Raw genomic sequence first — 15,654 nt, 5'->3', positions numbered from 1 at the left:
TTTAGTTCCATTGTGCTGATGCTATGTGCAGGGAAAACAGCGCGGTTCGCTTTACTGCACACAGGCCAGGTAACGGATCAGACCACTTTATCCTGAGTTGCCAGATCGACCAACAACGCAATGCCTAAATAGTTGCTCCAGTTAAAGCCGTTCTGTAGCACCACGATCGCATTGCCGTGACGTTTATCGTAGCCGATAAAACTGGCGTAGCCGCCAATATAGCCCACCTGATAAGTGATTTGCTGCCCTTCGATGGTGTCGGTAACCCAGGCGATATTCTGCGCCTGCGCCCCCTGCTGATACCACGGCCGGTTCACCGCCGCAAAAGCCCGATCCCGTGCCGTATCACCGGTCGCATCAAGATGCGCGCGCAGATAAGCACTCAGATCGCGCGCATTACTGTAAAGACTGGCCGCTGCCACCATATTGCCGTGAAAATGCCAGTCGGGCGTCAGCGTACCACGGCGGATAAATTTCGGCTGATCGCCGGCATGACCCAGCGCACGCAGCGGATAGCCCGTCAGCCGCTCCGGCACAAAGCTGCTCTGGTTCATCTTTAACGGCGTGAAGATGAGCTGTGACGCGAGCGTCTGAATGTCCTGATGAAAACGGGTGCGCACGATAAAGCCGAGCAGCGCATAGCCGAGATTGGAGTAGTGCGGCATGCGTACCGCAGGTACTGAGAAATGCGCCAGATAACTCAGCAGTTTGTCGCTGTCGAGATTGCCATAGAAGTTCTCCCCCGTGTCCAGATAACGAACGAACTGCAGCAGCATCGGCAGATCCATATCCTGACGCGGCAGACCGGAGGTGTGCGTCACCAGCTGCAGCAGCGTGATGCGCCGCGCGTCAGCGCTGAGGTGAACGTCCTGTGGCAAAAGATCGGCCAGAGTATCGCTCCAGCGCAGCTTACCCTGATCAACCAGCTGGATGATCACTTCTGCCGTCACGCCTTTACTCAGCGATCCCAGCGCAAACAGGGTATCGGGCGTGATCGGGTAGCGATGCACCCGATCGGTGACGCCAAACGGGTAATAACGTGTCGGACCGCCGTGATGAATCACCGCAATGCTGATACCGGGAACCTGCTTCTGCTGCATGTAGTGCTGCACGATGTCATCGACATTTTGGCGAAAGGTAGCGTGCGTCAGATAAACACGGTCGCCCACCGGCGCGGAGGTTTGCGACAGGGTTCCACAGCCCGCCAGCAGGAAGATTGCGGCGGGTATGCATCGCGTTGTTAATCTGCTCATCCACCGGCTGGCAGAAGCCATCCGTGTGAGGTGTACGGCCACAGCCTGCCTGCCGGAAAATCCATTTTTCATTTAATAATCATCAGGTTAATTTTCTTTGATACGCAGCAGACCAGCTATAGCGCAAAAATGTACCATAAAGTGCTGCGGGCTATCGCGTGCATAACGGGGTTAAAGTGGTGTTAAACACGGTTTAGCCACTGCGTACTGCCCTGGTTAGCTGTGTTGCAGCCCACAAGGGTGTACACTGCTGCGGTTTTGAGGCTTAACGCCGCGCTGAAATTTGATATGCCCGGGAGGCAACTGCATGAAAGAAGGCCCACTGTCCGAAAAAGAGCTGCAATGGCTGGAAGATATGCTGGAAAAATATGGCAGCGAAGCGTCGATTATTGATGTCTCCGAACTGGATGGCCTGCTGACTGCTGTCCTCTCCGGCCCTGTCACCGTCGAACCCAGCCAGTGGCTGGTGGCGCTGTGGGGTGGCGAGAAGCAGATTCCAAAATGGAGCAACGAGCGTGAAATGACGCGCTTTATGTCGCTCTGCTTCCAGCATATGAATGATGTGGCTGATCGCTTATCTGAATTCCCGGAGCAGTTCGAACCGCTGTTTGGCATCCGCGAGATGGAAGGTCTGGAATTTACCGTGGTGGAAGAGTGGTGCTTCGGTTACATGCGCGGTGTCGCGCTGACCGACTGGTCTGCCCTGCCTGCCGATCTGCAGCCTGCGCTGGACGCTATCGCCCTGCACGGTGTGGAAGAGAACCTCGAAAAGATCGACGCCATGACGCCGGACGAGATGGAAGCCAGCATTGAGGCGATTCGCCCTGCTGCGCTGGCGCTGCACGATCACTGGATTTCCCAGCCGGAAGCCATCCCCGTGCCACAGAAACCTGTCTCAGCTGAGAAACTGCCTGGTCGCAACGATCCCTGCCCGTGCGGCAGCGGCAAAAAATATAAGCAGTGCTGTCTGCATTGATTGACTGATTAGCCCCATCATCTGCCGGGTGTTACTACCGCCCGGCAGGTCTCGCCAGATTATCTATCCGTTACTTTCCCCGATTAGGCAGTGCATGCCCTGAGCAACAACAGACTTATCACTGAGGTAAGCGCGATTTTTACCGTCTTTAATAAGCATCATTCCCGATTAGGAATAAAAGTTAACAGGTTTTCACGCTGCTTAGTTAAAAAAGTGAAATTTTGCTTTAAAAACTCATCATTAACTTCACATGAGATATAGCCTGCACGGGTTTAACACTCACTACAAGCTTTGATAGATATACATCTTTATTTTAACAAAAGTTATAAAATTGCAATCTATTGCTGTTATCAATTAGCTGATTTTGAAAAGTGCATTTAATGCTAAATATGAAAGAGCTTTATTTATTGCCATATAATAACGCACGATTATTTTTTGTTAAAGCAACATTAACTTCAATGGTATCTCCTGCGCTTAATTTTATAAAAAAAACAGGCAATCAGGCTGAACAAATCTTCATAACCAACTGATATTATTTATTATTTTTAAAAACAAAAAATTAGCTAAAATCATTTTTTCGCTGATGACAGCTGATTAAATACATTTACACAAGATTGACAAAAAATCCCTGCAAGCAATGTCTGATTAGTTATTTTTCGGAATTTAAAATCATAAAAAATCCATAATAACTAATTTTATTCTGCCCAATCATCTCAATTTAGTTTTCTTCTCTACAGCATGTGGATGAAAGTGTGTAAATTCCCTTTCATCATTTTATTTGTAAGAATGCAGATTAACGTTGATGAACTAACTAAATCATCCCTCTCTATCAGACAGAAGTGATGAAAGTGATAAACACTTATCTATCCATTCGGACAAGTGTTTAGCCATGAAACAGGTTAAAACCTTGCCATGACAATAGATAATCAACCCTATTACAGAGCTTAGAAAAGACCGGTCAGCATTATTAAACAGAGTGCCAAATAACACTGATTATTAAGCGTTAAAATAAAAAAATATATTTTTAGTCATTTTTATTACACCGCGTTATCGGGCCATGACTTACTGCCATCTGGAGGTTAACTCACTGTTTTAAATTTTTTTATCAACATAACACAGCAGCATCTGGCTATTTTTTAATCGCCAGATTCATTTCAACACTATTGGTGAAAAATGAAAATACAATTAATTATTAAAAACACGCAGGGCAATGTTATTGCTAAACATGCTTTACAACCTGGAAAGTCGCTGGCATTGGAGTCCATGCCACAGGCTGCGTCCTATGAAGTTCACAGTGTTGATGGACGGCCTCCCCAGAAGATCATTGCGTCAAAAGCGAATGGCCAGATGAAATTTAAGCTGGTGGATAATGTCACGGGTGAGCAGTATGACATCGTCCTGCAAAACGTCAGCGCAGAAGAAATGCCAGTCATGACAGCCTCTGGTTCGGACGGTGTGATCTATGCGTATGACTATGATGCGACGAATAGCGTATATGAACTTGTTTCGACCTCGACGGATCCCCTTATAGCGGACAATGTCTATGTAGCGGGTGGTGTTTTAGGTGGTCTGGCTGCATTGATTGGTGTGGCTGCAGCGTCAAACTCTGGTGGCAGTGGGGGTTCAAGAAATAACAACTCTGTAGCAGCGAATGAAGACAATGCTGCAGCAACCGGTGAAGACAATAGTGCTGCCAGCGTTATTCCTGCCACAACGCCCTCTCTCGTCGACGACGCCGGTAACCCAGTTACTGGCGGTGCGACCACCAGCGACAGCACGCCGACCCTCAGCGGCGGCGGCATGGAGCCCGGCTCCACCGTGACCGTCTCCGACGGCGACACCGACCTCGGCACCGCCACCGTGGACGCGGACGGCAACTGGACCTTCACACCTGACGCCCCGCTTGGTGACGGCGAGCACGCGCTGGTCGTTGACGGCACCGATGCAAACGGCAACGCCAGCAGCAGCACCGTCGACGTCATCATCGATACTAGCGAAACCGTGCCCGGCATGACCGACGACGCTGGTAACCCGGTCGCCGACGGCAGCAACACCAGCGACAGCACGCCAACGATTGGCGGCGGCGGCATGCAGCCCGGCTCTACCGTGACCGTCTCTGACGGCGATGCTGAAATCGGCACCGCCACCGTGGACGCGGACGGCAACTGGACCTTTACGCCGGATGCTCCGCTGGACGACGGCGAGCACGCGCTGGTCGTTGACGGCACCGACGCGAACGGCAACGCGGTGAACGACACCGTGAACGTGACCGTTGACACCAGCGCTACCGTACCGGGTCTGACCGACGACGCCGGTAATCCGGTCGCCGACGGCAGCAGCACCAGCGACAGCACCCCGACCATTAACGGCGGCGGCATGGAGCCGGGTTCCACCGTAACCGTCTCCGACGGAGACACCGAGCTCGGCACCGCCACCGTGGACGCCGACGGCAGCTGGACCTTCACGCCGGACGCCCCGCTGGACGACGGCGAGCACGCCCTCGTCATTGACGGCACCGACGCGAACGGTAATGCGGTGAACGACACCGTGAACGTCACCGTCGACACCAGCGCCACCGCGCCGGGCCTGACCGACGACGCCGGTAACCCGGTCGCCGACGGTGCGACCACCAGCGACAGCACACCAACGATTGGCGGTGATGGCATGCAGCCCGGCTCCACCGTGACCGTCTCCGACGGCAACAGCGAACTCGGCACCGCCACCGTCGGCGAGGACGGCAGCTGGACCTTTACGCCGGACGCACCGCTGGCCGACGGCGAGCACGCGCTGGTCGTTGACGGCACCGATGCAAACGGCAACGCCAGCAGCAGCACCGTCGACGTCATCATCGATACCAGCGAAACCGTGCCCGGCATGACCGACGACGCCGGTAACCCGGTCGCCGACGGCAGCACCACCAGCGACAGCACGCCAACGATTGGCGGCGGCGGCATGCAGCCCGGCTCTACCGTGACCGTCTCTGACGGCGATGCTGAAATCGGCACCGCCACCGTGGACGCGGACGGTAACTGGACCTTTACGCCGGATGCTCCGCTGGACGACGGCGAGCACGCGCTGGTCGTTGACGGCACCGACGCGAACGGCAACGCGGTGAACGACACCGTGAACGTGACCGTTGACACCAGCGCCACCGTACCGGGTCTGACCGACGACGCCGGTAATCCGGTCGCCGACGGCAGCAGCACCAGCGACAGCACCCCGACCATTAACGGCGGCGGCATGGAGCCGGGTTCCACCGTGACCGTCTCGGACGGCGACACCGACCTCGGCACCGCCACCGTCGATGCGGACGGCAACTGGACCTTCACGCCGGACACACCGCTGGCAGACAGCGAGCACGCCCTGGTCGTTGACGGTACCGACGCTAACGGTAATGTCATGAACGACACCGTGAACGTGAACGTCGACACCAGCGCCACCGCGCCCGGCCTGACCGACGACGCCGGTAACGCAGTGGCCGATGGCAGTACCACCAGCGACAGCACGCCAACGATTGGCGGCGGCGGCATGCAGCCCGGATCCACCGTGACCGTCTCTGACGGCGACAGCGAACTCGGCACCGCCACCGTCGATGCGGACGGCAGCTGGACCTTCACCCCGGATGCTCCGCTGGACGACGGCGAGCACGCTCTTGTGATCGACGGCACCGATGCGGACGGCAATGCGGTGAACGACACCGTGAACGTGAACGTCGACACCAGCGCCACCGCGCCGGGCCTGACCGACGACGCCGGTAACCCGGTCGCCGACGGCAGCAGCACCAGCGACAGCACGCCGACCCTCAGCGGCGGCGGCATGCAGCCCGGCTCTACCGTGGTGATCTCCGACGGCGACACCGACCTTGGCACCGCCACCGTGGACGCCGACGGCAGCTGGACCTTCACGCCGGACGCCCCGCTGGACGACGGCGAGCACGCGCTGGTCGTTGACGGCACCGATGCAAACGGCAACGCCAGCAGCAGCACCGTCGACGTCATCATCGATACCAGCGAAACCGTGCCCGGCATGACCGACGACGCCGGTAACCCGGTCGCCGACGGCAGCACCACCAGCGACAGCACGCCAACGATTGGCGGCGGCGGCATGCAGCCCGGCTCTACCGTGACCGTCTCTGACGGCGATGCTGAAATCGGCACCGCCACCGTGGACGCGGACGGCAACTGGACCTTCACACCTGACGCCCCGCTTGCTGACGGCGAGCACGCCCTGGTCGTTGACGGCACCGACGCGAACGGCAACGCGGTGAACGACACCGTGAACGTGACCGTCGACACCAGCGCCACCGTGCCGGGCCTGACCGACGATGCCGGTAACCCGGTCGCCGACGGCGCAAGCACCAGCGACAGCACCCCTACCATTAACGGCGGCGGCATGCAGCCCGGCTCTACTGTGGTGATCTCCGACGGCAACAGCGAACTCGGCACCGCCACCGTCGATGCGGACGGCAGCTGGAGCTTCACCCCGGACGCGCCGCTGGACGACGGCGAGCACGCCCTCGTCATCGACGGCACCGACGCAAACGGCAACGCCAGCAGCAGCACCGTCGACGTCACTGTCGACACCAGCGAGACCGTCCCGGGCATGACCGACGACACCGGTAATCCGGTCGCCGACGGCAGCACCACCAGCGACAGCACACCAACGATTGGCGGTGATGGCATGCAGCCCGGCTCCACCGTGGTGATCTCCGACGGCAACAGCGAACTCGGCACCGCCACCGTCGGCGAGGACGGCAGCTGGACCTTCACGCCCGATGCGCCGCTGGACGACGGCGAGCATGCTCTGGTCATTGACGGCACCGACGCGAACGGCAACGCGGTGAACGACACCGTGAACGTCACCGTCGACACCAGCGCCACCGCGCCGGGCCTGACCGACGACGCCGGTAACCCGGTCGCCGACGGTGCGACCACCAGCGACAGCACCCCGACGATCAGCGGCGGCGGCATGGAGCCGGGCTCAACCGTGACCGTCTCTGACGGCGACAGCGAACTCGGCACCGCCACCGTGGGCGAGGACGGCAGCTGGACCTTTACGCCGGATGCCCCGCTGGACGACGGCGAGCACGCTCTTGTGATCGACGGCACCGATGCGAACGGTAACGCGGTGAACGACACCGTGAACGTGACCGTCGACACCAGCGCCACCGTGCCGGGCCTGACCGACGATGCCGGTAACCCGGTCGCCGACGGCGCAAGCACCAGCGACAGCACCCCTACCATTAACGGCGGCGGCATGCAGCCCGGCTCTACCGTGGTGATCTCCGACGGCAACAGCGAACTCGGCACCGCCACCGTCGATGCGGACGGCAGCTGGACCTTCACGCCGGACGCGCCGCTGGACGACGGCGAGCACGCCCTCGTCATCGACGGCACCGATGCAAACGGCAACGCCAGCAGCAGCACCGTCGACGTAATCATCGACACCAGCGAAACCGTGCCGGGCCTGACCGACGACGCCGGTAATCCGGTGGCTGACGGCGCGACCACCAGCGACAGCACGCCAACGATTGGCGGGGGCGGCATGCAGCCGGGCTCTACCGTGGTGATCTCCGACGGCAACAGCGAACTCGGCACCGCCACCGTCGGCGAGGACGGCAGCTGGACCTTTACGCCGGACGCACCGCTGGCCGACGGCGAGCACGCGCTGGTCGTTGACGGCACCGATGCAAACGGCAACGCCAGCAGCAGCACCGTCGACGTCATCATCGATACCAGCGAAACCGTGCCCGGCATGACCGACGACGCCGGTAACCCGGTCGCCGACGGCAGCACCACCAGCGACAGCACGCCAACGATTGGCGGCGGCGGCATGCAGCCCGGCTCTACCGTGACCGTCTCTGACGGCGATGCTGAAATCGGCACCGCCACCGTTGACGCGGACGGCAACTGGACCTTCACACCGGATGCACCGCTGGCCGACGGCGAGCACGCGCTTGTGATCGACGGCACCGATGCGAACGGTAATGCGGTAAACGACACCGTGAATATCACCGTTGACACCAGCGCCACCGTACCGGGCCTGACCGACGACGCCGGTAACCCGGTCGCCGACGGTGCGACCACCAGCGACAGCACCCCGACCCTCAGCGGCGGCGGCATGCAGCCCGGCTCCACCGTGGTCATTACCGACGGCAGCACGCCAATCGGCGAAGCTACCGTGGACGCCGACGGCAACTGGACGTTTACGCCAGATACTGCGCTGGACGATGGCGAACACACGCTTATCACTGGTGGTATCGATGCCAACGGCAACAACGTCAGCAATTCTGTAGAGGTCATCATCGACACCAGCGCCACCGCGCCGGGCCTGACCGACGACGCCGGCAACCCGGTCGCCGACGGTGCGACCACCAGCGACAGCACCCCGACCATTAACGGCGGCGGCATGCAGCCCGGCTCCACCGTAACCGTCTCCGACGGCGACACCGAGCTCGGCACCGCCACCGTGGGCGAGGACGGCAGCTGGAGCTTCACCCCGGACGCCCCGCTGGCCGACGGCGAGCACGCCCTGGTCGTTGACGGTACCGACGCGAACGGTAACGCGGTAAACGACACCGTGAACGTGACCGTCGACACCAGCGCCACCGCGCCGGGCCTGACCGACGACGCCGGTAATCCGGTCGCCGACGGTGCGACCACCAGCGACAGCACCCCGACCCTCAGCGGCGGCGGCATGGAGCCGGGCTCCACCGTGACCGTCTCCGACGGCGACACCGAGCTCGGCACCGCCACCGTGGGCGAGGACGGCAACTGGACCTTTACGCCGGATAGCGCACTGGCCGACGGAGAACACGCGCTTGTGATCGACGGCACCGATGCGAACGGTAATGCGGTAAACGACACCGTGAATATCACCGTTGACACCAGCGCCACCGTACCGGGCCTGACCGACGACGCCGGTAATCCGGTCGCCGACGGCAGCATTACCAGCGACAGCACCCCGACCCTCAGCGGCGGCGGCATGCAGCCGGGTTCCACCGTGACCGTCTCGGACGGCGACGCTGAAATCGGCACCGCTACCGTCGATGCGGACGGCAACTGGACCTTCACGCCGGACGCACCGCTGGCAGACGGCGAGCACGCCCTGGTCGTTGACGGTACCGACGCTAACGGTAATGTCATGAACGGCACCGTGAACGTGACCGTCGACACCAGCGCCACCGTACCGGGCCTGACCGACGACGCCGGTAATCCGGTCGCTGACGGTGCGACCACCAGCGACAGCACCCCGACCCTCAGCGGCGGCGGCATGGAGCCGGGCTCCACCGTGACCGTCTCGGATGGCGACGCCGAACTCGGCACCGCCACTGTCGACGCCGACGGTAACTGGACCTTTACACCGGATACCGCGCTGGCCGACGGCGAGCAGACCCTGGTTGTCGACGGTACAGATGCCAACGGTAATCATGTCAATGACACCATTAATGTCGTGGTGCAAACCGCGCCGTCTATGGAAATCGTTGATGATAAAGGGACCGCTATTCTGGATGGCGACACCATCAGTGACAGTACGCCAACGTTCAATGGTAAAAACTTTGAACCTGGAACCACGATTGTCATCGCAGACGGCGATACCACGCTGACTACTGTGACTGTAGGCGCAGATGGCAACTGGACCTTCACACCAACCGCTGGATTGATTGACGGTGCGCATGCCATCGAGGTCACCGTTACCGATCCACAGGGCGTCAGTGCCAGCGGCGTCTTCAACGTCACTGTCGATACCACACCGCCGGAAGGGGTTGATATCTCTACGGTCACGATGGTCGATAACGACGGTGCCACCATCACCGCAGCCGGTATCACAGCAGATAACACGCCAACCTTCAGTGGTACAGCGCTGGAGCCGGGCGCGACCGTGATTATTCGCGATGGTGAAACCGTATTGGGTGAAACTACAGTCAGCGAAGATGGCAGCTGGTCCTTTACGCCTTCAACCTCGCTTGACGATGGTGAACATCAGTTCACATTCGAAGTCACCGATGCAGTCGGTAACAGCAGTGGCGTATCTAAAGCGCTGGACCTGTCAATCTCCGCAACTAAAGGTATCAACACAGGTGTTGTGGTTACCGATGATGCCGGCAATGTAATTGTGAATGGTGAAGCCATTAACGACAGCACACCGACCTTTAGCGGCCAGGATCAGACGCCAGGCGTAACAGTCACCATCGCCGATGGTGAAACTGTGCTGGGCAGTGTCGTGGTTGCTAAGGACGGAAGCTGGAGCTTTAGGCCTGATACAGCGCTGGCTGACGGTAACCATGCATTAATCGTGACCGTAACAGATGCGGAAGGAAATACCCGTACAGACACCGTTAACGTCGTGGTCGACACCGTTGCGCCAGAGATCATTGATCTGGCCGCAGTGGTCGTCTCTGATGATGCTGGCAATGCGTTAGCTGCTGGCAGCGCGATCAGTGACACCACGCCGACCTTCAGTGCCTCAGGACTGGAAGCAGGCACCACCGTTATCGTTCGCGATAATGATGTGGTATTGGGTGAAGCGCAGGTTGCAGATGACGGCAACTGGTCATTCACGCCGTCTGAAGCGCTGACTGATGGTGATCACAGCTTTACGTTTGAGGCAGTCGACGCTGCAGGTAACAGCAGCGGTGAATCTGAGGCTGTCAGCTATGTCGTGGACTCTGTTGCACCTGAAGGCGTGGACATTACTAACGTGATCATCACGGATGAAGTGGGTGCGGCTATCGATACAGCAGAAATCCAGAGCGACAGCAAACTCACCTTCAGCGGCAGCGATCTTGAGCCGGGTACCACTGTCACGATGTACGACAAAGGCCAGGTTGTCGGTGAAACCACCGTCGCCGAAGATGGCAGTTGGACTTTCACCGCCACTGACGGATTGTATGATGGCAGCCATGAAGTGACCTTTACTGTCACAGACGCGGCAGGCAACAGCAGCGATCCATCCGGCACGCTGGATCTGAATGTGCAGGCCATTACGCTGACGGCCTCCGACAATGTCAGCTCAGGTGCCGCGGTAGGCTTTACCTATCCGGTTGATGTCAGTGAGGATCTGGGAACCATCCTGCAGGACGGCGGGTTAATCGCGTTCAACAATAAGATCGTCAGTGATCCGATTGTGGTCGCAGACGGCACCATTATCGATCTTGATGTAACCGCGACTTCTTCTGCCTTCGTTAACGTCGCCAGTAACTCGACACTGGTGTTGCAGAAGTATGACTCGTCAACCAGCACCTGGATCACCGTGTCTGAAGAGAACAGCGGAAACCTGTTTGGCATGTTTGGACTGGGCGCATCGACTTCCACCATCACGCTAACCGGGCTGACTGCCGGCCAGTATCAGCTGGTTTACACCACCAGCGGTATTAACGTCGGCGTAAGCTTTAACCTGGACGCCTCTAAAACCGTCTATACGCTGGCGGAACAGGGCACACCGACCGACTACACCACCGCAACCGGCAATGTGATAACAGACGTTGACAGCGTTTATGGTGCAGATGGTATTCCGCACAGTGCCTACACCTCTGTGAGCGCGGCGAGCGTGACCAACAGTGATGGCACCGTGACCTCTGTCACGCTGGATGCAACCACCAAAACCGCCACGCTGGTCGGTCAGTATGGCACGCTGGTCATCAACGCTGATGGCAGCTATGTCTATACCCCGATCTCATCCATGGACAGCATCGGTAAGGTGGATTCGTTTACCTATACCATTACTGACTCTGCGACGGGTCTGAGCTCATCAGCCCAGATTCACGTACAGATTGGTACAACAAACGAAGCGCTGGATCTGAGCTGGGATGCTACCGATCCTTCCGCAACAGCCGTTACGGATATCGCTTCCAGCAACGAGGCGAATGCCAGCGTTACGGTGACTTACGAGTCATCCAGCGCGACGAATACCGACGTTAAGCTGGTCGCAGGCGGGACCGAGAACTACAGTTCGACCTTTACCCTGGCAGGGAATGACGACCTGGTTACCGGTTCGCTGACGCTAACCACCGAGTGGGGATTATTTGGCAACAACTTTGACTCACCATTGAACATCACTTATGCCGTGCAAATGCAGAATAGTGATGGCACATGGACCACGGTGAAAACGCAGACTGCCGTCGTAGCAGCCGGACAGCACAATGAAGAAGTTATCCAGAACCTGGAGATGTCGTCGCTGCTGGACGGCCTGGGTGAGGGGACCTACCGCGTGGCGATTTCAACAACTGGCGCAACAAACGTGGTGAAACTGGATATGTCAGTTCAGACAGTCAGCCCCACCGAGTACGTTATCACCGCGAATGAGGTCGCAACCGGCAACGTGCTGACCGACGAAGGCACAGACGGTGCAGTTGATAAGCTCAGCTCTATTTATACACGGATGTATGCCAAGGCCGGTGACAGCACCAGCGATGTAACGGTCGATGACAGTTATACCTGGGTCACCGAAAGTGGCGTCTCCATAGCGGGTCAGTATGGCACCCTGGTGATCTATAACAACGGTGCTTATACCTACACCCCTGCCACGACTACACTGCCAGCCGGCTCTGAAGACGTCTTCACCTATGCGCTGAAAGGGGCCAATGGTGAAGTGGTTAATGCTACCGTTACGATCCATCTGGGTGTTGAAGTCAACGGCAGCAATGGCGGTGCGCTGGTGTTCCACGGCACTGAAGTCAATGATGTGTTTGATGTGTATGACACCAGCTTCGCCTCGGTAGATGGCGCGGCTGGCGACGATACACTGGCATGGCATGGCAATGGCCAGCTGGTCTTGAGCGACGTCGCGGCGAAAGTCAGCAATATCGAATCAATCATGCTGACCTCAACCACAAGCAGTGACAACCTGGTACTGGATGCGCAGAGCGTGGAAGATGTCACCAGCGAAAGTAATGCTCTCTATATCAAGGGAATCGCTGGCGACAGCGTGACGCTGGAAGGCACCTGGATCAACAGTGGTACGGTGATTGTCGACAGCATCCCTTACACGCACTACACCAGCACCACTGCTGCCGGTACCCTGGTCGATATCTACGTGCAGCAGGGGGTTAATCTCTCTTCAGCCACCTATACGGATAGCCAGAATGGGACGGAATATACCGTTACCGCTGCGCAGGATGTAACCGGTACAGCAAGCGACGATATCTTTAACGTGAGCGATACCAACTTTACCCATATTGATGGCGGTGAAGGTCTGGATACCCTGGTGTGGAGCGGTACGGGCACACTCACACTCAGCGATCTGCAGTCCAAAATCAGTAACATCGAAGAGATCGAGCTGGTGAATGACAGTGCAGTGAATAATCTGGTTGTCACCGCGCAAAACGTGGCGGACATCACCGATGCTGATAACACGTTGTTTGTTAAAGGTGCCATCACAGACACACTGACGCTCTCTGGTAGCTGGACGCTGTCAGGCAGTGAAGTGGTCAACAATGTGGATTATGTTCATTACGTGGGTACCACCGCTGATGGTCAGACGGTGAATCTCTATGTTGATCGCGACATGAAACTGAGCAGCACCGAAACCGCGTCTGAAAACAATGCGGCCGACGTAACGGGCGATGTTGCCCTGCTCAGCGACAGCGTGGCGCAAAGCACCACGATGAACACCGCAACCAGCAGCTTTACCAGTGAAAGCTTCACGGTTAACAGCATCAGCGATCTGCAGGAGATTAACGTCAGCGTGACCGGGGCGTCGATCAATGCCAGCAATACCGTTTCGGTGAACTGGTCGTTGCAGGTTTACAACGAGCAGACGCTGCGCTGGGACAACGTGACCACCGGCACACAGGCGATCACCAGCGGTAGTCCGCTGAATGTTTCGCTGGCGGGTCAGAATGCGGGAACCTACCGCATCGTGGTCGACAGCACGCAGTCCGGACATCCTGGCTTCCTGTGGTCTACCAGCTATGACGCGCTCACCGTGAAAGTGGCAGTGAACATCGTCAGCACCACCGACTATAAAGTCAGCACCAGTTCCAGCGTCAATGGTTCGGTCTTTACCAGCGACAGCACCAGTGACAGTTCGCTGGTAGTGACGTCGATAACGGCGGGTATTGTGACCGGTGCCGCAAGCTATACGTTGGTTGCCGCTGCAGGAACCACTATCGCGGGTACTTACGGCACGCTGACGATTAAGAACGATGGCAGCTATAGCTACACACTGAATAGCGACTCGGTAATCAAACTGACCGGCAGCGAAGATTCATTCACCTATGTTCTCGCGGATGGAAGCACCAAAAATCTGGTGATCACGCTGGGTGTCTCCGTGGATGGCTCTGAAGGTGGCGCGCTGATCTTTGCCGGTACCGTTGGCGATGACAGCTTCACCGTTCACGACACTCAGTTCACCTCGGTGGACGGGAAGTCGGGTCAGGATACGCTGGTCTGGAATGGCACAGGCGAGCTGAATGTCAGTGAGATTGCGGACAAAGTGAACAATATCGAAATCATCGATCTGCAGGATAACGCCCAGGCAACGGCGCTGCTGATTGGTGCAGATGATATTGAGAAAATCACGGATGCCAGCAATGTGCTGTATGTCAGGGGTGGCAGCAATGACTCCCTTTCACTGCAGGGCGTGTGGACCGTTAACGGCGTGGAAACGCTGAATAACATCACCTACACCCTCTACACCAGCACGGCGCTGGATGGCACGGCAATCAAACTCTATGTTCAGCAGGGTCTGCAATTCAACGAAGTGACAGAGCATCTTGCTGGTTCCATCGAGGATGTCTCCGCCGATTTGACCGTGGTATCGGTGAGCCAGAACGGTGAAACCACCGCGATCACTGACGATGCGGTGAGTGTCAAAGGTGCCTACGGCACGCTGGTTATCGATGAAGCGGGTCACTACAGCTACGTGGTGGATGATGCGTATGCACACAGCGGCAACACTGACACCTTCACCTATGCCCTGTCAGACGGCAGCAATGCTTCTCTGAGCTTTAACCTGGGCGTTGATGTTGATGGCAGTGCGGGCGGCGAGATCACCTTCACCGGTACCCGCGGTGGAGATGTTTTCGAAGTCTATGACACCGATTTCACCTCTATCAACGGTGCAGAGGGTAACGATACGCTGGCCTGGCATGGCACAGGAACGCTGAACCTCAGTAATATCTCGGCCAGGGTCAACAATATCGAAACCATCGACCTGATGACGGATGCCGGAAAAGACAATCTGGTCGTAAGTGCAGAAAGTCTGCTGAAGGTCACTGATAACGATAATACGTTATATGTCAGAGGGGAAAATGGCGACACGGTGACGCTGAATGGTAACTGGGAGCAGGCAGACGGAATAGTGGCAAATGGGGTTAACTATAACCATTACACCAGTTCTGCAGCCGATGGCTCCGTGGTACAGTTATATATTGAAGACGATATCACCATCGGATAATTAATATCCGCATTAAAAGCAGGCTGG

3 protein-coding genes are annotated in these 15,654 nt (G+C 57.7%); 2 read left to right on the top strand and 1 reads right to left on the bottom strand.

The window, feature by feature from the left end:
• Positions 1-77: 77 nt before the first annotated feature.
• The gene (locus FA92_RS01130; RefSeq protein ID WP_033781759.1) at positions 78-1,325 is read right to left on the bottom strand and encodes a serine hydrolase domain-containing protein; all 1,248 of its coding nucleotides are present in this window, start codon (positions 1,323-1,325) and stop codon (positions 78-80) included.
• 235 nt (positions 1,326-1,560) lie between these two features.
• On the opposite strand from FA92_RS01130, the gene FA92_RS01125 reads away from it, so the two are divergent.
• Both FA92_RS01125 and FA92_RS01120 read left to right on the top strand, forming a co-directional pair.
• Positions 1,561-2,229 (top strand): YecA family protein, encoded by a 669-nt coding sequence (locus FA92_RS01125; RefSeq protein WP_033781757.1) that lies wholly within the window; start codon positions 1,561-1,563, stop codon positions 2,227-2,229.
• Positions 2,230-3,576: 1,347 nt separating this feature from the next.
• Entirely contained in the window at positions 3,577-15,627 is a 12,051-nt protein-coding gene (locus tag FA92_RS01120) for a BapA/Bap/LapF family large adhesin (RefSeq protein ID WP_239780512.1), read from the top strand.
• Positions 15,628-15,654 lie beyond the last annotated feature (27 nt).

Source organism: Pantoea sp. 9140, from assembly GCF_000745295.1.
GTDB lineage: Bacteria > Pseudomonadota > Gammaproteobacteria > Enterobacterales > Enterobacteriaceae > Pantoea > Pantoea vagans.
Note: the sequence above shows the minus strand (reverse complement) of the source record. Positions and strands in the feature narration are given on the sequence as shown.

What these genes read in the sequence shown, in the direction of transcription:
- FA92_RS01130 (WP_033781759.1), bottom strand. Translation starts at nt 1,325, where the DNA reads ATGAAAAATGGATTTTCCGGCAGGCAGGCTGTGGCCGTACACCTCACA.
- FA92_RS01125 (WP_033781757.1), top strand. Translation starts at nt 1,561, where the DNA reads ATGAAAGAAGGCCCACTGTCCGAAAAAGAGCTGCAATGGCTGGAAGAT.
- FA92_RS01120 (WP_239780512.1), top strand. Translation starts at nt 3,577, where the DNA reads ATGAAATTTAAGCTGGTGGATAATGTCACGGGTGAGCAGTATGACATC.